We start from the raw sequence: 20,582 nt of genomic DNA, 5'->3' as shown, positions 1-20,582 counted from the left end.
CAACCTGTTAATTACCTTGTGATGTTCACTCTCTTATAGCTGATATTGAACAGTTATGCTTGAAAGCACCTTTAAGATCCACATAGGTAAAGCCAGGCCCTGGGTGCTGACACCACAGGGGCTGGCTTCTGTTCATCAACTTTTTTCTTTACGATTTTTCAAACTGATCATGATTACAGCTAGAACGAACAAGCCTAAAACGCCGCCTACAAAACCGATGAACATCCAATTGTACCCACTGTTCTGTTCGACAATGAAAACATCTGCTGTCTCGCGTTCCATGCCGAGGCGATAAGAACCATCATTTTGTTGCCGGACAAGACCATCATGCAGTAATCCTCTCAGTTGATGATCATCTTCCAAATTCTCAATCTCCATCGTTTTCGTTTCTTCCGCATTATTTATCGCAACAATCATCGTTTGCTCCTGCTCTGTCCGTTTAAACACAGCAAGTCCTTCTTGATTGTACAATTCTTCATAGTTGCCGCGTGTCAAGGCAGGAAACTGCTCTCTCATAGAAGTCAGCTTTTCTACTCGTTTTCTCAACTTTTCATCCCCTGCCTTGAAATTCATCATTGGCAGGTTGTGAAGATTTCCACCGTCATCAAGTGGAATTTCCGAACCATAGTAAAGTTGTGGAATACCAGGTGCCGTAAACAGATACGTCAAGGCAAGCTGCCACCTTGTAATTGGGTTTTGACCATTTTCTACAGCTAGATGAGTGAACCGCCCAACACCAAAGCCGTCCAATCGATTGACTTCCTCAACGCTTTGTTGTGTTACTAACTCATCTAACGGATTACCCGCCTCACTGAAAATTTCACGGCTCTGAGTACGAAAGGTTTCCTTATCTGAAAGATTTTCAGCAATGATGATCCTATCCCCGCTAGCTGTCTGTAGTAATTCCTCAGGAACTTGAGAAGAAGAAACCAAACGGAATCCATCAACCCCTGTTTCCTGCTGCCAAAAGTCCATCGTTTCTTGGAAATACTGCTGTAAGTTTGTATTCGATGTATCAAGCTTCGGCATACCATCAATCCAACTGAGTTCACTTGCTACTTGACCCTCAGCGAACCAATCGCCTTTCGATTGTTCATCAAGCCAAGAGTGGTTTTCTCCAGTAAAACCCACCGGCAGATCAAAAATGACTTTTAAATCTCTTGCGTGCGCCTCTTCCACTAATGTCTGAGCCTGGGCGATTGTACCAAAGTGTTCTTCAACTGATTGAAAATCAGAGATTCGAAAACCATGAAAACCTTCATCTTCATTGGCCATAATCGGAGAAAGTTGTATCGTTGTAAATCCTAACTCTTTTATGTAGTCAAGCTGTTCAATGATACCCTTAATATCTCCCCCATGATAAGCTTCTGGATCCTCTAAGTTCGCCCCTTCGTTATTGCCCATCTCCCCATTCATGAAACGGTCGATCATTATATAATAAATGCTTTCATCTTGCCATTGTCGCTCTTCTCTTTCTGCTGCACTTACCGAAAAGCTGCATAAAAGAAAGAACGGGATGACCATGAGACCTATCACTGATTTTCTCATCATCCGTCCTCCTTACTGATAATGTGGTAACCCTTCTAGAGTATCCCTTCAAACCCTCAGCCGTCAATTCAATCCAGCACTTTTAAAAAACATCCATAAAATTGACACAAGTTTTAAATGTGGAGGCGCCTGGGAAGCCCCGACAAGCTTAAGCAAAGCGTTGCAGTGAAGTGGACTTTCTTCACGTAAACGAATTGCTTAAGACCTCGAGGGGCTAGGCGCTGGAACTGGATAATTTAAATGTGGCGGCGACCCGATAGACACGACAAGCATAAGCAAAACAGCGATGTGACGGGGTTTGTCACAAAGCTGGATTGCTTATGTCTCGAGTGTCTGGGAGCCAGAACTGGATAGTTCAAGTGTGGAAGCGCCTTGGGTTGACCCGACAGGATTAAGCACTGGACTCTATTCTGGCTCTAATGCATTAAATTCATTTAAGCGATGATGCATGCTTCCATGTATATCTAAAAGGCCGCCTAAAATGGATAAGTAATTTGATTAAGTCCACACTAATCAAAAAGAAATTCATTTAGGAGGTTTCACATTATGGAATTAACACATAATCCAACCCTACTGTGGTACGTAGGGATATATGGTGTAATTATGATTCTGATGGGCATTTATTTCTCCAGAAAGATTTCAAACAGCGAAGATTTCATTTTGGCTGGAAAAGGGCTGGGTACATTTGTGTTAACAGGGACACTCCTCGCTACCTGGACAGGCAGCGGAAGTATTTCAGGTGGAGAAACTTCAATGGCCTACAGCTATGGAATTATCCCCGCTCTGCTTATGATGCTTCCTACTCTTGTAGGTATTGCCATCCTCTATTTAATAGCACCTAAAATTCGTGAATTTGGAAAATACACAGTCTCAGGTATTTTAGAAGAAAAGTACGGGAAGACATCAAGAACAATTGCCAGCATCATCATCATTCTCGCTTTTGTCGGTATTGTATCTTATCAGATGACCGGTCTTGGATTCATTTTAAACCTGACGACAGGAATTTCTGTGGAAACCGGCACGATCATTGGAGCTGTAATGATTATTTTTCTTGCTTCGATAGGCGGATTACGCTCTGTAGCACCAACGGATGCTTTGAGCGCATTCCTCGCGATTGCTGCTCTATTAATAACACTTCCGACGATTATTGTCATTGCTGGTGGCTGGGACACCATCACCTCAAACGTTCCTGCCGATCATTTGACAGCTACCGGTTCTTTATCGACCATCCAATTATTAGGTTTTCTTTTACCTTCATTGTTTTTACTGCTTGGAGACCAGAACATGTATCAACGTCTGGCGTCTTCCAGTGGCGATAAATCGTCTAAGAAAGCGCAAATCGGATGGCTCGTGGGTATGTTGATTATTTCTCCCGCGATATCATTTATCGCTTTCACTTCTCTATCAATGTTTCCAGATATCGACCCTGGTATGGCACTCATGGCCACAACTTTGGCTATGCCGACAGTAGTCGGCGGGATTTTGTTGGCTGCAGCCACGGCGTTCATCGTAACCACAGGTAACTCCTACCTATTATCAGCAGCGACCAACGTGACTTACGATATAATAGGCGAATACATTAATAAAGAAGCAAATGATAAGCAGCTGCTAAGGATGACCAAAATATTCATTATCGTGCTAGGCGTTCTGGCATATCTCCTAATCAGTTATTTCCCAACTGTCTTATCGGTTCAAATGTATGCTTACACAGTATATGGAGCCGGACTCACCCCTGCATTACTGGCCGTATTCTTTTGGAAAAAAGTCAATAAAGCCGGGGGACTTTCTTCGATGATTGCCGGAGTGGTCACCACACTGGTTTGGGAAATCCCTTTAGCAAAACCGTTCGATTTGAACAGCGTTGTAATTGCCTTGCCTGTTGCGGTTCTAGTATTAATCATCGTTACACTAATGACTCAGAATAACTCTCACTCCACCGCATAACATACAGTCCGAATTAGGCTTCAAAAAAGGGTGCGCTCCCAACTAAGGAGACGCACCCTTTTTTGAAGCCTATTCTTATGACTTTTATGGGTAACTTTGATCTATCCTCTTTTCATTCCTGAAATAAAAACCGCCCGTTAAGGCAGCTTTCATAACAATTTGACTTTATACGTACGCAGCCAATGGTCAATCTGACAAAGGTGGGCAATCAATTGAGGACCTGTCATCAATTGACCAAACCAGGGCGTATCAATAGACTTCCCTTCAGATGCATTCAATTTCCTCACTTGTTCACGGTCAAAAATATCGAACAGCGGTGCGTTTGGATCGAATAAGATCTCATTCATCCACGTACAGACGGCTTTGGTATAATCAGGATGGAACGTTTTGGGATAAGGATTCTTTTTTCTGAACAGCACTTTATCCGGAAGAATGCCACGCAACGCCTCTCGCAGTAATCCTTTTTCCTGGTTGTTATGGAATTTCATACTCCAAGGTACATTCCACACATACTCCACGAGCCGATGATCACTGAATGGGACACGGACCTCTAAGCTCGCTCCCATGCTCATCCGGTCCTTCCGCTCGAGCAATGTCTGCATAAACCAGTTCATATTCAAATATAACATTTGCCGGTGTTTTTTTGAGTCTTCATCTTCTCCATCCAGAAGTGGTGTCTCTGCCACCGTTTCCTGATAACGTTTCAGCATATACCATTCGATATCGATGTCGTCTTTTAAATCATCCCTGACAAGAGTTACCCGTTCATTCAAGGAGCGGATCCAGGGAAAGCCTTTCCTGTCTTTATCTTCTTTCCTATAAAACCACGGATAGCCTCCGAAGATTTCATCGGCGCATTCCCCTGATAAAGCTACGGTCACATGGTTTTTGATTTCTTCACAGAACCAGAGCAGGGATGAATCGACATCTGCCATCCCCGGTAAATCACGGAGTTCAACCGCCCGCTTCAAGCGACTGACCAAATCCTCGGTTTTTGCTTCCATTATAAGATGGTGGGTTTGATTTTGATCGCTGACCAGTTTGATGAAAGCTTCATCCCGGTCCGGTTGGAAGGCATTCTTTTTAAAAAATTTCTCCTGGTCTTTATAATCAATCGAGAACGTCTGCAACGCTCCCTTTTGTTCTTGTTCATATTGCTCAGCAGCAATTGCGGTAATGGCGCTTGAATCAACTCCCCCGGATAAGAACGTCCCGAGTTTCACATCTGAAACAAGCTGGCGCTGAGAAGCATCCATGAATAATTCGCGGACCCTAGCGACCGTTTCAACAAAATCATCTTCATGTGGGGTGCTTTGGACATTCCAATACCGATCGATCGACAGTTTTCCTTTTTCCCAAACGGCCCGGTGGCCAGGGCGCAGTTCATGAATTTCTTTAAACACCCCTTCTCCAGGTGTACGTGATGGCCCTAATGAGAGGATTTCATGAATTCCATTAAGGTCCACTGTCGGCTCTACATCGGGATGGGCAAGAATAGCCTTCATCTCAGAAGCAAACATAACCCCATCAGTTCTGTCACTGTAAAAAAGCGGTTTGACTCCCAGACGATCACGTACCAAAAATAATCGCTCCCGATTTTTCTCCCAAATGCTGAAAGCGAAGATTCCATTCAAATGATCGACACATGAACTGCCCCACGCCATGTAACTGACAAGGACCACTTCTGTATCTGAATGGGAATCGAAGGTCCATCCTTCAGCCTTCAACTTGTCTCTTACTTCGTCTGTATTATAAAGTTCTCCATTGTAGCACAAGATGTATTCTTCATCCCGGGCTTTCCGGATCATCGGCTGTCTGCCTCCAGCAGGATCGACAACGATCAATCGCTGGTGACCGAATGCAGCCGGCCCATCCATCCATTTTTGATAATCGTCCGGCCCACGATGTTTTAACGTGTCCGCCATTTGATCCAGTATGGAAGCCTTCTTTTCTGATCTTTGAGTATGATCGATCCATCCCACAATTCCACACATCTGCCTTCACCATCCTTTTCATAGCAAATACGCAAACCATACTCCCAGGCTGGATGCCACTTTTATGAGAAAGCCTTTCATCCATGCCTTTGCTTACGTTAAAAAACCCATCATGACTCACTATATGACGGTCTTATTTTCCATATGAAAAAAAGCAGAGATATGTGTTGACTTTTCGATTGAGAATGATTATCATTGTAATTGAAAATAGTTATCACCGTTATCCCCCAAGTAACGGACAGAACATCAGACAGAAAATACAGCCCCCCTTTTTTCAACATAAAAATGCTGCATGCGGAAGTCCGCATGCAGCATTTTTTATGCCGGTGAAATACCCGCGCCTAAAAATCCGAAACCGAGAATCATGGCAATGACTACAGCTATAATCAACTGCGCCCACCATATGCCCACTGGTTTTCTCTTCTTGGTTTTCACTGCAACCATTTCCATTGCAGCAATTGCCCAGAGCCCGATCAGCAGCTTGATGATGACGAGTACGCCATATTCATTATAGCTGGCAAACAACGAACCTCCGGAATAAAGGATGAGCAAATAAAACAGACGAAGGATCATGTGTAAGATTTTCGCTGCTTTTTCCTTTCCGCTCTTTGTAAATGATGTAACAAGGACAACAAGAATGAGGGCGATAACCCATGAAGTGATATGTAAGTGTGCCAAAATGTTTCCTCCTTTTCAAATGAATCTACGAATATGATACCACGATTGAATGATTGATTCCTATCAAAAGCTTACCACCCTATTTTTTTAATAGTGAGAAAATGAAAACAAAACCTGTTATAATAAACAAAGATTGAAATGAAATTGGAGGGATAGCATGTCTGTAATCAGCAGTCAGAACATTATTGACCAAACGCAAGAATACGGAGCGAAAAACTATCACCCACTTCCGATCGTCATCGCAAAAGCGGAAGGCGTCTGGGTAGAGGACCCTGAAGGGAATCGCTATATGGATATGTTAAGCGCTTACTCAGCGGTTAACCAGGGACACCGTCATCCGAAAATCATTCAGGCCCTCAACGATCAGGCCAACCGTGTAACGCTCACTTCCCGTGCTTTTCACAACGATCAGCTCGGTCCTTGGTATGAAAAAATCTGTAAACTGACCAACAAAGAAATGGCACTTCCGATGAACACGGGGGCAGAGGCTGTCGAAACAGCAATCAAAGCGGCTCGACGCTGGGCTTATGATGTCAAAAAAGTGGACGAGAATCAAGCGGAAATCATCGCCTGTACCGGCAATTTTCACGGCCGGACGATGACAGCCGTCTCTCTTTCTTCTGAAGAAGAATATAAACGTGGTTTTGGCCCGATGCTTCCTGGTATCAAATTGATTCCATACGGAGATGTCGATGCCCTGAAGGAAGCCATCACAGAAAATACAGCAGGCTTCCTGCTTGAACCTATCCAGGGAGAAGCAGGAATCGTCATGCCTCCAGAAGGTTTCCTGAAAGAAGCCTACGAAGTTTGCCAAGATGAGAATGTCTTATTCATCGCAGACGAAATCCAGGCAGGGCTAGGCCGCAGCGGAAAAATGTTCGCATGCGATTGGGAAAATGTCAGCCCTGATATGCTTATTCTTGGTAAAGCATTAGGCGGCGGTGTATTTCCGATTTCCTGTGTTGTCGCCAACAAAGATGTACTCGGCGTCTTCAACCCTGGATCCCACGGTAGTACGTTTGGCGGAAACCCACTTGCATGTGCCGTTTCTGTGGCGTCCCTGGAGGTGTTGGAAGAAGAGAAATTAGCTTCCCGTTCTCTAGAACTTGGAAACTACATGATGAAAGAGCTTAAATCTATTGACAATCCGAAAATCAAAGAGGTTCGCGGGAAAGGGCTCTTTATAGGCGTAGAAATGACTGAGCCTGCTCGCAGCTATTGCGAAGAGTTGAAAGAGAAAGGCTTACTCTGTAAAGAAACACACGAAAACGTCATTCGCTTTGGACCACCACTTGTCATTGAAAAAGAAGATCTAGACTGGGCCATCGCCCAGATCAAAGAAGTCTTGAGCTGAATTATTTAAAAAAGGGTGCTGCTTCCTCATTTGAGGAACAGCACCTTTTTTAAATGGATACATGTTTCATCGAACGACCGTCTGCCTCTGTTCACTTCAAAGAAACAATTTTTTTCTGCTTCCATGGCGCCAGGACAATCTCAACAAGTCCTTCTCTCCTCTCTTCCCAGTCCAACCCGGTATTTTCTTCGATATAGTATCGATTCAAGCCGATTTCGACCCTATGCTGTCCGGTAGATGGATCTGACCAGTTATGCTTAGCCGTCAACACGACTTGTTCTCCATTTGGTTCCGGAAACAATGTTGAAGCTTCTACAAGCTCGTGGATTCCTTCTTCATTTTCTTCTAACAAAAGAAAGACACGTTCTCCACGATCGACCTCCGTCTCTGCCGTCCATTTGTCCTCCGGGACTTCCTCTATCTCATAGGAGAGTGTTACGTAATCTCCATAGAATGGATCGCGGGGATCGACAGGGGCTGTTTGTAATGTAATCGATTTCCCCCATAAGTCCATTGCATAATAGGAAACGGACATCAAAACAATGAATAGGACTTGCAAACTCACAAGTGTGTAAAATACCCAGCGCTTTTTCATTTGTCCTCGCCTCCTTTATGGAACGTACGTCTTTTCTTCTCCAGAAAATAACTGAGTACAAACAAAAGCAATCCGCCGACGAAGAAAAAGAGCGAGCGATTCATAAAGTCCCAGGCAAGCTGAAAGTAGGCGACGAATGTCGTCAATAAAAAAGCGACGGTCCCTTTATTGATCCAGCGGGTAACTTCTTGTTGATAGCCGGAGACGAGCCACAGCAATGCATACAAGAATAAGATGACCAGTGACAGTACATCCCCGAATTCGAACCGGAACACAGGTACGAACAATAGCAGATCAATCCAGTAATAATTGGTCGAGCTCATCGCAGAACGAATGACTGCAAAAACGAACAAAATCGCCCAGGCCAAGAAAAAGTACAAAGAGGATTCCGTCAGTTCGCCGACATATTCGTTGCCGAGAAAGAAGACTTGTAATAAAAGCATCGTAAAAATGGATAGGATGCTTGATGTCTTGAAAATACGGCGCTTCCCTTTTTCTATCAAAAAGTCATCCATAACATAAAGCAGCAGGAAGAAAGCAATCAGCCAATAGGATGGCACCCCTTCACTGAACACAAGGATGACCGCTTGAAGCACGTAACTGATACTGAACGCCATGATGTGAGGGACAGCTCTTGTCTGTTTAACGACAGCTCCCATCCCCAGTATGAATAATAAGCCCAGCCATAAATGGAAATCCTGATAGACGATACCACTATACAACTGTCCGACGGTCATGATAATGAGTGTAGCGTGAAAAAATGTGGTCTCCTTGAGAATCATATACAACCCGAAGCCTACTAAAGACCAAAGGAAAAAAGGAAACGCACTGAAGGTTGTATAATGATACATTTGACCGACGAGAAAAATGCTTGAACCGAATACGAGCAACGCAATCAGAATCAAACTGACACCCACCCGCTTTGAACGCTTACGGTATACCCATTCTCCAATGATATAAAAACTCAGAAACGAAGTCAGAAGAATGGCCAGCCGTCCGATATCAGTCAAGTACGACCAGTTGGATGCAACAAAAGTCAAAAAACCTAACCCGATGAAGATAGCCGCAAAACTCAGCAGCATCGGTTTGTTCTGCTTTTTCGGGTATCTTCCAAGCAGCTGTTCCCGTTGAGCTTCAGTAATTATTGCTTCGTCCACCCATTTTTCACTTTCCTTGATGAGTTGATCACGGTTCAAGATCCCCGCCCCCTTCAATTATGAAGCAGCCTTACTCTTTCGTTTCAATGGCTGCTTCTTGCCATATGTCAATGTCCGCCATAACCACTCAAGCGGTCCATATCGAAACCGCTTCAGCCACGCTTTACTTAAAATCACCTGCAGCGTATAGAAAGTTACCACAATCAGCACGCTTACAATCGGCGGTACCTCACCGTAAAAACCGAATCCGACAGAGTAAAAGAGGATAAAGCAAAAGATCGACTGCAAAATGTAATTGGAAAGCGACATTCTTCCCACCCATGTCAATGGATGAACAATCCGCGCACCAACTTCGGTTCTGAATAATAGAGTGATCGACAACACATAAAAGATGGCAGATGCCGTGCCGCCGACACTGTCCTGCGCTAATTGGAACCACTCTGGATTGCCATATAAGTGCGGCCCTGCTTTGAATACAAGAAACAACAAACCTGTCATTACCCAAATCTTCTTAATCGGCTTCAAATGCTGGGATGGTTCATGAAGCCAACGTTTCCGGCAGACGTACATCCCGAATAAAAACATCGGGATTAAACTTAACGCTAGAAGTGGAAGGTTCATATAATAATTGGCATAGCTCCAATCAGCCAAGTTTTGCGACCATATATCTAGAATCGTCCCCTGGCTGTAGTTAGTGATAGCACCTTCAATCGCTTGATGATTTACAACTCCCTGCAGTTGGCCTCGCATCACAAACATCGAAAAGGTGAGAGGGATTATTAGAAAGGCTAACATCCCGTAAGCCCATGCCAGTAAAGTTTTGGGCGACGTTTGGAAAAAAGCGAGTAAAATCAATCCAAGCACACCATATGATAATAAAATATCTCCATGCCAGATCAGAAAAGCGTGAATGAAGCCGAATCCTGTCAACACGAGCAACCTTCTGAAGATAACCGGTCGAAACGGTATGTCTTTTTCAACTAACCGATCCTTCATCATTTGGATGCCGAAACCGAACATGAAAGAAAACAATGTATAGAAGCTGGCCTGGAAAAATATATCAATCATCATTTGTACATTATGGCTGAGAGAAGAAGGCCAGAACATCTCTTCCCCTCCATATATAAAATATGGAGCATTGAAGGCTGGCACATTCACCATGAAGATTCCAAGGATAGCCAGACCGCGTGCTGCGTCGACCCAATCAAGCCGTTCCGATTCACCCAGAGGTGAAGCAGTCATTTTCATATGTATTCCCCCTATGATAGTTATTTTACTTTTCTTACGTCATTTAGACAATCAAGTTTCATAAGATGTAGAAAGGAGTTTTTTCATATGCCAGCAAAAGTGGGAGCCGTCAAAGTCATATCCCTCTCCACTTCAAGCATTTTCAATATAGGTGATGTGTACAACATGGCTCCGCAAGCGTCTGCCAAAACTTTTGCTGGAGGTGGATCTTTCAATACAGGAGATGGCATCAGAATCAATCTGAACCGAGCTGACACGTTCGTTAATGATTCAGAACTTATTGATCAATCCCTGATCAATAATGCATAGGAGGGGTACAAATGAATCTCACCGTCCATCAGTCGATCTACATTCACGTCCTGCGGATCGGAACTGTTGCCAATTCGTCGATTGTCCAAATAGGAAGTTCCGGGGTCATTCAAGCGAAATCCGACCTTCTAAATACTGGGGCTTACAAAAAACCTGCTCCAGAAGCACAACCGAAAGATGGTGAAATCATTATTCCTGAACCTGGAACAGCCTCGCTTGTTCCACTTTCGATAACATAGACGGCCCCTGCTTCTCATAAAGTAAGATAGGGGGTGAGCGCATTTGAATTACAATCAATCATGGCAGATGTGGATCCAACAAATGATGCAGCAGATGGAGCAGCAGCAGAAAATGATTGAACAGTTGCAAAAAAAAATCGATCGGCTGCAGACGACGGAGCACCCACCCAAAACCGTCATAGAAAAAATCGAGTATCATTTCGATCAATTGAAAATCGAGACGCTCGAAGGAACCCTGCAAATCGGACTCACACCAAATGGCTCCGAACTATCTGATCTCGGAGATTTATATAGCAACCAAGGACAGCAACTGCCTAAGAATGATGACCAAGTACTGCATGCGTTACAAGAATACATGACATCTGATGTTCCATCCTGGATGAATCAATATGTTCGCGATCACGACATTCAGGTCAGTGACACCCATAAAGAACGAATGATTGAAGATGTTCGCAAACAATTGCCTCACCGCATGGAATATTACCGCCATGAAAATCCGGAGGCACCGCCGGAAACCCTTTTCCACCAAATCAAAACAGAGGTCCAGCATTCCATGGCGCAGTACTTTGAAACTTTTCAAGGAGATGATGATCGATGAATCATATTGTCCACAACTATGGCCTGCACGTAGGAAGTATTCGCGTGACAGGCGTTTCTTCTTCTTCCGTCTTCCTGATTGGTGATAATAAAACCATCCGGATGCACTCATTCTTCGACACTCCGCCAGAATCATTGATCATCGGCCCTTTTGAAGATGTAGAGGAAAATGGCCAAGTCGACGTGGTCCCGAATGATTAAACGAATGGTTTACGTTGACAACGTAGAAGTACAATCCATCGCTATTGCGTCGACATTTGAAATTGGGGATGTTCACCGGGCGGCACCTTTTTCCAAAGTTCTGGCTGTCCAAAAAGAAGGAGCCAATTTCGTGTCTGATACATTCAACTTTGAAGATTATCCTATTTTTTCATTGAAACCCACCCCGCCCCTGGCTCCTGTTAACGTTGAATCTTTCTTTTACCAAAACCGCCCCATTCAAGTTGATGATGTCCGGATCATAGGAGCCTCCACTGCTGCAGTAGTGCAAATGGGAGGCATTGATCATATTGATTCCCTCAACTATACCAAACACTTCCGACTCCTGGAAGATGAACAATAATGGCCCAGCCCGCATAGGTTGTAATTATAATGCTAGAATCGCACCACAAAGGAGGCGATTGCGATGCCGGCTATCGTCGGTCCCATCAGTATCAACAGTGTAGGTGGCGGAGTTGTAAACTTTGGAGATTCATTCTATCTCTCCCCGAAAAGCACCTCGAAAACCAACGCAGGATCAGGAGCACTCAACACAGGCAACTGGATCATAACAAATAACGGATTAAGCTCCACCAACCCATTCGACCCGGATATTGCCGATCAGAATATAACCGCCAATGCGTAATGAAGTGTGGAAGCGTCTTGGGCAGCCCCGACAAGCTTAAGCAAATCTTTGTAGTGGCGCCCTTTGCCACAACAAAGAGCTTGCTTAAGACCTCGAGGGGCTAGACGCTGGAACCGGACTAATGAAGTGTGGAGAGGGGCTGGCAGACCTGACACGCATAAGCCAAGCATTGAAGTGAAGCGAATTATCTTCACGTAAATGATTGGCTTATGTCGCGAAGGTCTGCCCCTCGCAACCGGACAGATGAAGTGTGGAAGCGTCCTGGGAGACACGAAAAGCATAAGCAACATCGCAAAGTGGCGTTCTTTGTCACATTGCGATGTTGCTTATGACCTCGAGTGTCTGGACGCTGGAACCGGACAGATGAAGTGTGGAGATCAAATGAAGAAGCCGAGTTGGACGATTTTATCGTTCAACTCGGCTTCTTTTATAAATCAAATAAAATCACTCTTTTTTAATGGGCCTCTATATACCTTATTTCCTTTTCCTGTGATTTGGTTTACTTGTGCTGATCCGTTTCTCGGGATCCTGCTTTTTCACCCAGTGCAAATATTTCTTTATCTCCGGATGATCTTGCAAGCGTTCCATGGTGTTGTAGAACCCCGCTAACTCTTCATTTGTGAACAAGGCGTGGATTTGGCGATGACATGCATGACAAAGGATTACCGTCGGCCCTTCCACACCACCGTATTGCTTTGGAATAAGATGATGTTCCGTCGTTTTCACAGGGGACCGGTTGCATAAATCACAGGTCTTCCCCATGAGTGTCGACCTCCACAACGAGCGATCCACTGAAGAAATACAAACAGCTTTTCCGGACAGGTTGCTTCCATATCTTTTCGAGAGCTACTTGGTATAAGTTCAGTTGTGTGCGGTAACGGTCGGTCAATTGTGTTTCCACGTCTTCTCCACCGTCCGGTATTGCATCAGATTTATAATCAAGGATCATCCATCCGTCTTCAAAAGGAACCATGGCATCGATGACTCCCTGGATGAACACTTGCTCATCAGTTTCTGCTTCCCAATTCGCATATACCTGATGCGCAGGGAGCGTCAAACTGAAAGGCACCTCCCGCTCGACATGACCTGCTTCAAGCACAAACTGTCCAATTGACGTTTGGAAAAAATCGGCCACTGCAGAAAAATCAATGAGATCCGCTTCTTCACGAAGAAGGACTTCTTTCAAGACGAGATGCTCTACATATTCCTCTACTTCCTTCGCAGTCCATACTTTTGTAAAAGGAAGATGCTGCATGACGGTATGCATCGCTGTCCCTCGTTCAGCAGCAGTCAATTCTTTCTCCTGCTGCATGAATCGCGGTCGCTTCACGATTGGGGCGCGATAAGGAATTAGCAGCTGATCACTCGAATATTCATCTTTCGTCTCTCGCTGGCGTTTGATTTCGGTAACGGTTTGCTTTGCTCTCGTATAGGCAGCCTGTCGGTGTGGATAAACAAAGTCCAGACGTCGTACATAATGATCATCGACCTCTGCATCCACCTCGACAGTCTTCCACTCTTCTACTGCTTCCTGTAACTGTTCATCGCGCTGTTCTTTCACTTCATCAAGAATAGCAAACTCACTTCCATGGGCAATACTCACTCTCCATTGTGATTCATCGTATTGGATTTCTTCAGCTGTCATCACTTCCAAATCCCCACGAAGGTCACCGGTATGATGGTGACGGATAAGTGCCGGACCCACCCAGTCTAAGTACGATTTTGCTTCCAGACGTTCATGAGGTGGGAGCACCCAATCACGCGTCTCCACGTAATTTTGCCATTTTTCCTGTTTTTTCTCGAATGAGGCCACGTTCCCAACCATGACGAGCTTCTCTTTCGCCCTCGTCAATGCTACATATAAAACGCGCATTTCTTCAGCCAACAGTTCTCTTCGTTTTGCTTGTTTAAGGGCGTGATAGGCAAGAGTCGGATACATGATTCGTTTATCTGGATTGATGTATCGTGAACCGAACCCATAATCTTTATGCAAAAGATAACGATTTTTCAAATCCATCATATTGAATTGTTTATCCATCGCTCCGAGAATCACAACAGGAAACTCAAGTCCTTTACTCTTGTGAATAGTCATGATGCGGACGACATCTTCCTGTTCCCCGAGGGCCCGGGCCGCACCAAGGTCATCGCCGCGTTCTTCAATACGTTCGATGAACCGCAAAAACCGGAACAAGCCACGGAATGAGGTCGTTTCATAGGAACGTGCCCTGTCGTATAATGCCCTTAAATTGGCCTGACGCTGCCGGCCGCCCGGCATGCCTCCGACGAAGTCGTAATAACCGGTCTCACGGAAAATATCCCAGATCAGTTCAGATAACGCCCCTTGTCTTGCACGTTCACGGAAGCTTTTCAGCTGTTCCAAAAAGGCATCGACTTTACGCCCGAGCTCATTTTTCACCACATAAGCCTTCATGGCTTCATAATAAGTGGCTTTCTTCTTCGCAAGCCTGATTTGGGCAAGTTCATCTTCATTCAATCCTACAATCGGTGATTTCAGCACAGACGCAAGTGGAATATCCTGCATCGGATTGTCGATCACTTTCAAAAAGCTAAGCATCACTTTGATTTCGATGGCTTCAAAGTATCCAGTGGAAAGCTCAGCATAAATAGGGATCCCTTGCTGCTTCAGTTCATCAACGATAGTGGGAGCCCATGTCATCGAACGCATCAAAATGACGATGTCCCGATATTGAAGCGAACGCTTTGTCCCTGTTTCTTTATCGACGACTTGCAGCGGTTCATCTCCATCGTACCCAAGCCATTTGCGGATCTTTTTGCCATATGCCCGGGCTTCTAGCTGCGCTTTTTCTAAATCTTTGTAGGCTTCATCTTCTTCCGACTCGTCCTCTTTAGCTTCCCTGTCAATGAGTAAAAGCTCTGCGTCAGCATCCTCTGACGTCAGTTCATCATAAATTTTGTTACTGTAAATGAGTTCAGCCTCTTTCTCATATTCCATTTCTCCCACTTCTTCATCTAGCACTTGACGGAAAATATAGTTCGTCGCATCCAGGACTTGTTTGCGGCTCCTGAAGTTGCGGGCTAGATCGATGCGTTCCCCTTCACTTTCTTCTGTCCCATACATTTTGTACTTATTCAAGAACAGCGAGGGCTCTGCATGGCGGAAACGGTAAATACTCTGTTTCACATCACCGACCATGAACAAATGGCCCGCCTCTTTTCCATCTGTCAGCAAACGGAGCAAGGTTTCTTGCACGAGGTTCGTATCCTGGTATTCATCAATCAACACTTCGGAAAACTGCTTCTGGAAACTTTCCGCTACATTGGAAGGGACCAGTTCAGCCGGGGTAGCTGTTTCACCAAGCAAAATGTGCAAACAATAATGCTCCAAATCAGAAAAGTCGACGATCGCTTTTTCTTTCTTCAACTGTTCGTAACGTTGTTTGAAATCTTTGACGATTTTTGCCAACTGTTCCATCACGGGATGTAAATCCACCATGTCTTTTAAATAGCTGTTCAAGGAACGGGAAAACCATTCGTCCCGTACTTCATTCCACCGCTTTTTATAGCGATCGCGGATTTTTTTCGCTTTTTCTTTCTTGTCTTCATTGCATTCCATTTTCTTACGGGATAACACAGCAAATTTCTGATCATTCATGAACGACTGCATTTCCGACCAGGAATGAGCAATCGCGCCCCGGGCCTGCTGGATCAACTCCAGGTCAGCTTCTGCCGTCTCCCCATAAGCGTATGGTCCATCTGGTTCACGGGTGAGATCGAGCACTTGCCGTGCTTCCGCTTCCATCGCTTTTAATTGGCTTGACACTTCGTGCTTGAGGAGCGCTAACCAGGGCAAGTCCGCCTCCTCTGCATCGTGTGCCACATTATACATCTCGACCATTTGATCGAGCCAAGCATCCGGCCAGGGGTTTTGGGTCGCAAAAGTATAAAGATCGAGCACTAATTTTTCAACATCCAAATCACTGCGATCACTGGAAAAACGTTCGACCACGTCAAAAAATCGCTGCTGCTCTTCTCCTTCTTTGCCGTACCAGTCCTCAAACAATTCCTCAAGCACTTCTTGTTGAATCAAATCCGCCTCGACCGTATCAGCGATCCGGAATCCTGGATCAAGGTCCAGCAGATAAGCATAGCGCCTTACGACTTCCATACAAAATGAGTGCAGAGTGGAAATGGAAGCGTTTTGCAATAATGAGAGCTGTTTTTTCAAATGATGAGAATCTGGATTTTCCTCAAGAGCTTTTGCAAGCGCCTGGCCGACACGGTTCCGCATCTCCTGGGCTGCTGCATTCGTAAATGTCACGACAAGTAACGAATCGATATCGACGGGATCGTCTTTGTGCAAAAGCTTCTGGATGATCCGTTCGACAAGTACTGCAGTTTTCCCTGAGCCTGCTGCCGCTGCGACCAGTATATTCGATCCATGTGAGTAGATTGCTCGCTCCTGTTCTTTCGTCCAACTGACCATCACACATCCCCCTCCCTTTCAGCTAATCGATTGAGTACATCTTCATCTTTCAGTTCCTGCAACTTGCGGTAATTGTGTTCTTCAAGCGTCGGATCGAATTGACAGACCGATCGGTAGGAGCAAAACTCACAGGCGACCTGCTGTTTCTTCTGGAAGGGATCCAAATGAACCTTCCCATCCGTAATCTTCGTCCCCGCTTCGGTCATCAACCCGCGAATGTATTGTTTCAACTGGTCAAACTTTTCCGCATCGGCGGTTTTAGAACCCTTATAAAAACCACCCTTCGCCTTAAGAGCAGCAGGTACGATTTGGCTGTATCCTTTATCCAGTCCTGTATCCATCATTTGAACGACACGCTCATTTTCAAGCAGCAAGCCTTGCATCTTGAACTTCTTGAAAATCTCCTCTTCGATTTGTTCGTCTTGGAGCAGTTGTTTGCCTGTGATCATCGGGTTGTGGACATGGAAGTAAAGCACACCTGCTGGAGATGCATTCATGCCCAGCCACTGTTCGGCATTCGTCAGCACGACGTCCAAATAAGCAAGCATCTGCAAAGATAAACCGTAAAATACATCAACAAGGTTCAACCCTTTACTGCTTGATTTGTAATCGACAATCCGCAAAAACAAATCCTCTTCCGATAGAGCTTTGTCGACACGATCGATTCTCCCCCGCAGCATCAATTCATACCCGTTCGGTAAATCCAGCGATAATGGCGGCAGCTTCGCATCATCCCCTGTGCCGAAACCAAGTTCAAGTCCAACAGGTGAAAAATTTGTTTTTCGCGCCTGTTCACTCAACACGAACGTTGCCCGTGCAATCACTTGCTGCAGCTTCTTTTGAATGTATTGATAACGGTTCGAGCTGTGGAGAATCTGATTTTGCAGAATCGGTGCCAATTCATTCGTCGCCTTGGCTGCATACTGGTCCGTGTCCTGTCGGGCCAATTGGGAAAAGTCGCGTCCTTCTGCTTGTACCCATTCGGTAATCTGCTTCAACGCTTCATGAAACAGTTGTCCAATATCCGGTGCATCCAGCTTGTAGGTCCGGCGCTCATCCAAGTTCAGACTGTGCTGCGCGAAATATTGGTAAGAACAACGGTGATAAGTTTCCAACCGTGACACACTCGTTTTCACCGTTTGATCAAACAGCTTTCCTGTCGTTTCCGCCGATAAGTCGACTGGTTTGTTTTTATAAAAGAGACTGTGCAGCACGCGGTTCGTCAACCCATTGGATGGTTCGTGTTCAATGTACCAATTCAATAATTCCCACCAGACCGGCTGCATCATGTACCCTTTCAAATAGCGGGCAAACTGAGCCGTGAGTGCAGATCTCGTTTTTGAGGGATTCGTAATGAAGCGTGTAGCATCATGGAGATCATCCGGGTCCTGGAGCAGGACGTGTTCCTGACACGCCGGGAAAAGTTCTTCTAGCCGCTGAATGAGTGTTGCGGGCACTTTCGACTTCCCCTCCTCATTGCTGAGCGGGTAACTGATCCACAATTGATCTGACGCCATCGTCAATGCCAGATACACATAAAAACGATCGTCCAACAATTGACGGTTGCTGCCATCTGCCAATTGCAAACCGTGTTCTGCCAGCAAAGACCGTTCCTGTTCCGAAATCATCCCATCACTTGGCGGTTTCATCGGCCACATTCCATCTGTCACACCAAGGAGAAAACTTGCTTTGATGCCTGTCACACGGGACCTGTCGACACTCCCGACGATGACATGATCCATACTTGGCGGCACGTGAGCAAAAGTCAGCGATTCCAGACCACTATCGATTGTATTCCGGAACACTTGGAGCGACATTTTTTCTTCACCGGCCATTTCGACCATTTCGTCGAGCAATTGCAAGAATGCATCCCACACCTGTGCCTGCTCACGCCCACGTTCGATTTCTCCTTTTTCATCATAAAAATCACGCCACGTCTCTAGCTGATCCGGCACACGCATTTCCTCAAGCCACAGATAAATCGCCCGGGCCCGCTCTTCAATCGTTTCCGCTTCACGCAGATGTGCATCAAAGGGTTCCAGCACATGCCGGACCTGCTCACGATAAGCATTGATACGCACTTGCTTTTCTTTTTCTTCATCCGTTTGAGACGACTGTTCAAAACCGCGGAAGCGCTGGTAGATCCATGGTTGGTCAGAAAACCACTGGGTGCGGGCTCGGATCCCATATTCCAACACGTAGTTTTCCAGTTCATCGATCGCATCTTCAGTAAGGGGATACTTTCGGTCCGATGCCGGGATAAAACCTGTTTTCAATAAGCGGAACACTGCGTCATAGCGGAAATTCCCTTCAATCACATCGAGCCCTGAACGGACAAGTTCAATCATCGGGTGGTTCAGCATCGTCCTCTTCTCATCAATGAAGACTGGGATTTCATAGTCTTCGAACAATGTTTCAATTAAACTGTGATATACCTCTGGTTCCCGCATTAAAATGGCGATATCCTTGAAACGGTACCCCCGATCACGGACGAGGTGCAAAATCTCCTGCGCCATTCCCTCGACCTCAGCACGCGGGTGTACCGCTTCTGCAATTTGTACCGGGACATCTCCTGGATACGAAAGGGCCGGGCGCTCATCAAAATACTTCTCCAAGTGAAGGAAAGCTGGTTGTTGCTTCATCCTTCCTTGCGTATGGTCGAGAATTTCCGCCCCATCGAATGTAACCCCTGCTTCTTCTGCGACCTTTTTCAAATCCAAATACGTCTGCTTCGTTTCGTGGAAAAGGTCCAACTCGGGGTTTTGGTCATCTTCAGGCAAGTCGGTTGTCAACGTAATGTGCACTGTCTTCACTTTTTTCAATAAGGCTTCAATCACTTCATACTCTTGTGGTGTAAAGCTGTGGAACCCATCAATATATACTTCAGCTTCTTCTAAAAAAGCCGCATCCGGAATTTTGCCTGCCAACAGTTGCAGCTGGTCTTCACTATCTATGTACTGTTCTCTCAAGGCATCTACCAGACGATCATAAATATATGCCAAATCATCAAGTTTCTCACGTAACCCTTGTTCTTGACTCGTGGAATGGACAAACTGATCGAGGGCATCCATTTGTGAATGCAGATCCTCAGGCGTAATACGATACCGCTTGAATTCAGTGATCATTCCCTCCAATTGTTCAGTAAACCCTTGCTTTTCTACCGCTTTTTGAAAAACCCGCCAATCCGAGGTACGTTCTTCAACGATTTTGCGCAACATCATCTGTACACCAGTAGAAGTGATGAACTTCTTCGTTCCGCCTCCCGTGTCCTGGAGAACACGCCATGCCAACCTTGAAAAACTGAACACTTGCGCACGGATCGACCCTTCAACGCCTTCACGCTTCAACAAACCATATTCCTGCTGAAACGTCATCTGGTCAGGAACGATATACATAATCGCCGGACCTCTCGGATCATCTTTCAATTTCGTTTCGATTTCATCTAAACAGCGACTGCTTTTTCCTGCTCCTGAACGTCCAAGCAAAAAGCGCATGCCCATACCGGTCGCTCCTTTCTATCTCTCGTTTACTTCACATTTTATCATCTTTCAGCAGGATATGCGGGCTGATATGCTCCATGGTGGCAGAACCCCCATCACCATTCAGTGCC

17 protein-coding genes are annotated in these 20,582 nt (G+C 45.4%); 8 read left to right on the top strand and 9 right to left on the bottom strand.

What is annotated here, in order from left to right:
* Positions 1-135: 135 nt before the first annotated feature.
* Complete coding sequence (locus tag ACTWPX_RS15030) at positions 136-1,548, bottom strand: alpha-amylase family glycosyl hydrolase (RefSeq protein WP_443120451.1); 1,413 nt, start codon at positions 1,546-1,548, stop codon at positions 136-138.
* 546 nt (positions 1,549-2,094) lie between these two features.
* Here ACTWPX_RS15030 and ACTWPX_RS15025 point away from each other — a divergent pair.
* Positions 2,095-3,492, top strand: coding sequence for a sodium:solute symporter family protein (locus ACTWPX_RS15025; protein WP_443120450.1), 1,398 nt, complete (start codon positions 2,095-2,097; stop codon positions 3,490-3,492).
* Between the two features lie 149 nt (positions 3,493-3,641).
* Here ACTWPX_RS15025 and asnB read toward each other — a convergent pair whose 3' ends face one another.
* Together asnB and ACTWPX_RS15015 are read right to left on the bottom strand one after the other, a co-directional pair.
* Positions 3,642-5,486 carry an asparagine synthase (glutamine-hydrolyzing) gene (asnB, locus tag ACTWPX_RS15020; protein ID WP_443120449.1) on the bottom strand — a complete coding sequence of 615 codons (1,845 nt, stop codon included), beginning with the start codon at positions 5,484-5,486 and terminating at the stop codon, positions 3,642-3,644.
* Positions 5,487-5,804: 318 nt separating this feature from the next.
* Positions 5,805-6,164: a YisL family protein gene (locus ACTWPX_RS15015; RefSeq protein ID WP_443120448.1), complete on the bottom strand. Its 360-nt coding sequence runs from the start codon at positions 6,162-6,164 to the stop codon at positions 5,805-5,807.
* Positions 6,165-6,321: 157 nt separating this feature from the next.
* Between ACTWPX_RS15015 and ACTWPX_RS15010 the strand changes: the two genes are divergently transcribed.
* The gene (locus ACTWPX_RS15010) at positions 6,322-7,518 is read left to right on the top strand and encodes an ornithine--oxo-acid transaminase (protein ID WP_443120447.1); all 1,197 of its coding nucleotides are present in this window, start codon (positions 6,322-6,324) and stop codon (positions 7,516-7,518) included.
* Between the two features lie 91 nt (positions 7,519-7,609).
* Here the strand turns inward: ACTWPX_RS15010 and ACTWPX_RS15005 are convergent, their stop codons facing one another.
* Genes ACTWPX_RS15005 through ACTWPX_RS14995 form a run of 3 tightly spaced genes read right to left on the bottom strand, consistent with a single transcriptional unit; the run spans position 7,610 to position 10,518 of the window.
* Positions 7,610-8,113, bottom strand: a complete 504-nt coding sequence (locus tag ACTWPX_RS15005; protein ID WP_443120446.1) for a GDYXXLXY domain-containing protein — start codon at positions 8,111-8,113, stop codon at positions 7,610-7,612.
* Entirely contained in the window at positions 8,110-9,309 is a 1,200-nt protein-coding gene (locus ACTWPX_RS15000; RefSeq protein WP_443120445.1) for a DUF2157 domain-containing protein, read from the bottom strand. Before ACTWPX_RS15000 ends, ACTWPX_RS15005 begins: the two co-directional genes overlap by 4 nt.
* A gap of 18 nt (positions 9,310-9,327) precedes the next feature.
* On the bottom strand, positions 9,328-10,518 hold the full coding sequence (locus ACTWPX_RS14995) for a DUF418 domain-containing protein (RefSeq protein ID WP_443120444.1): 1,191 nt from the start codon (positions 10,516-10,518) through the stop codon (positions 9,328-9,330).
* A gap of 87 nt (positions 10,519-10,605) precedes the next feature.
* Here ACTWPX_RS14995 and ACTWPX_RS14990 point away from each other — a divergent pair, with 87 nt between their 5' ends.
* The 6 genes from ACTWPX_RS14990 (at position 10,606) to ACTWPX_RS14965 (ending at position 12,507) form a co-directional block, all read left to right on the top strand.
* Positions 10,606-10,827, top strand: a complete 222-nt coding sequence (locus ACTWPX_RS14990; protein ID WP_443120443.1) for a spore germination protein — start codon at positions 10,606-10,608, stop codon at positions 10,825-10,827.
* A gap of 11 nt (positions 10,828-10,838) precedes the next feature.
* Positions 10,839-11,066, top strand: coding sequence for a spore germination protein GerPB (locus ACTWPX_RS14985; protein ID WP_128523594.1), 228 nt, complete (start codon positions 10,839-10,841; stop codon positions 11,064-11,066).
* A 43-nt stretch (positions 11,067-11,109) separates the two neighbouring features.
* Complete coding sequence (gene gerPC, locus ACTWPX_RS14980; protein ID WP_443120442.1) at positions 11,110-11,664, top strand: spore germination protein GerPC; 555 nt, start codon at positions 11,110-11,112, stop codon at positions 11,662-11,664.
* Positions 11,661-11,864 (top strand): spore gernimation protein GerPD, encoded by a 204-nt coding sequence (locus ACTWPX_RS14975; protein ID WP_443120441.1) that lies wholly within the window; start codon positions 11,661-11,663, stop codon positions 11,862-11,864. Before gerPC ends, ACTWPX_RS14975 begins: the two co-directional genes overlap by 4 nt.
* Positions 11,857-12,225, top strand: coding sequence for a spore germination protein GerPE (locus ACTWPX_RS14970; RefSeq protein ID WP_128526819.1), 369 nt, complete (start codon positions 11,857-11,859; stop codon positions 12,223-12,225). Before ACTWPX_RS14975 ends, ACTWPX_RS14970 begins: the two co-directional genes overlap by 8 nt.
* 63 nt (positions 12,226-12,288) lie before the next feature.
* Entirely contained in the window at positions 12,289-12,507 is a 219-nt protein-coding gene (locus ACTWPX_RS14965; RefSeq protein WP_128523600.1) for a spore germination protein, read from the top strand.
* Between the two features lie 474 nt (positions 12,508-12,981).
* Here the strand turns inward: ACTWPX_RS14965 and ACTWPX_RS14960 are convergent, their stop codons facing one another.
* The 3 genes from ACTWPX_RS14960 to addB are packed head-to-tail and all read right to left on the bottom strand — an operon-like array spanning position 12,982 to position 20,472.
* A complete protein-coding gene (locus ACTWPX_RS14960; protein WP_443120440.1) occupies positions 12,982-13,269 on the bottom strand; it encodes an HNH endonuclease in 288 nt (95 codons plus the stop codon).
* Positions 13,253-16,972, bottom strand: a complete 3,720-nt coding sequence (gene addA, locus ACTWPX_RS14955; protein ID WP_443120439.1) for a helicase-exonuclease AddAB subunit AddA — start codon at positions 16,970-16,972, stop codon at positions 13,253-13,255. The genes ACTWPX_RS14960 and addA overlap by 17 nt, the downstream gene beginning before the upstream one ends.
* The gene (addB, locus tag ACTWPX_RS14950; protein ID WP_443120438.1) at positions 16,972-20,472 is read right to left on the bottom strand and encodes a helicase-exonuclease AddAB subunit AddB; all 3,501 of its coding nucleotides are present in this window, start codon (positions 20,470-20,472) and stop codon (positions 16,972-16,974) included. Before addB ends, addA begins: the two co-directional genes overlap by 1 nt.
* Between the last annotated feature and the right edge of the window lie 110 nt (positions 20,473-20,582).

This window comes from Halobacillus sp. H74 (genome assembly GCF_052246715.1).
GTDB lineage: Bacteria > Bacillota > Bacilli > Bacillales > Halobacillaceae > Halobacillus > Halobacillus litoralis_A.
Note: the sequence above shows the minus strand (reverse complement) of the source record. Positions and strands in the feature narration are given on the sequence as shown.

Bases quoted from the DNA above. Each gene is read 5' to 3' on its own strand.
- ACTWPX_RS15005 (WP_443120446.1), bottom strand. From the start codon at position 8,113: ATGAAAAAGCGCTGGGTATTTTACACACTTGTGAGTTTGCAAGTCCTA.
- ACTWPX_RS14970 (WP_128526819.1), top strand. From the start codon at position 11,857: ATGATTAAACGAATGGTTTACGTTGACAACGTAGAAGTACAATCCATC.
- ACTWPX_RS14965 (WP_128523600.1), top strand. From the start codon at position 12,289: ATGCCGGCTATCGTCGGTCCCATCAGTATCAACAGTGTAGGTGGCGGA.
- ACTWPX_RS14985 (WP_128523594.1), top strand. From the start codon at position 10,839: ATGAATCTCACCGTCCATCAGTCGATCTACATTCACGTCCTGCGGATC.
- addA (WP_443120439.1), bottom strand. From the start codon at position 16,972: ATGGTCAGTTGGACGAAAGAACAGGAGCGAGCAATCTACTCACATGGA.
- ACTWPX_RS15025 (WP_443120450.1), top strand. From the start codon at position 2,095: ATGGAATTAACACATAATCCAACCCTACTGTGGTACGTAGGGATATAT.
- ACTWPX_RS14975 (WP_443120441.1), top strand. From the start codon at position 11,661: ATGAATCATATTGTCCACAACTATGGCCTGCACGTAGGAAGTATTCGC.
- ACTWPX_RS15010 (WP_443120447.1), top strand. From the start codon at position 6,322: ATGTCTGTAATCAGCAGTCAGAACATTATTGACCAAACGCAAGAATAC.
- ACTWPX_RS15030 (WP_443120451.1), bottom strand. From the start codon at position 1,548: ATGAGAAAATCAGTGATAGGTCTCATGGTCATCCCGTTCTTTCTTTTA.
- ACTWPX_RS14960 (WP_443120440.1), bottom strand. From the start codon at position 13,269: ATGGGGAAGACCTGTGATTTATGCAACCGGTCCCCTGTGAAAACGACG.
- addB (WP_443120438.1), bottom strand. From the start codon at position 20,472: ATGGGCATGCGCTTTTTGCTTGGACGTTCAGGAGCAGGAAAAAGCAGT.
- ACTWPX_RS14995 (WP_443120444.1), bottom strand. From the start codon at position 10,518: ATGAAAATGACTGCTTCACCTCTGGGTGAATCGGAACGGCTTGATTGG.
- asnB (WP_443120449.1), bottom strand. From the start codon at position 5,486: ATGTGTGGAATTGTGGGATGGATCGATCATACTCAAAGATCAGAAAAG.
- ACTWPX_RS14990 (WP_443120443.1), top strand. From the start codon at position 10,606: ATGCCAGCAAAAGTGGGAGCCGTCAAAGTCATATCCCTCTCCACTTCA.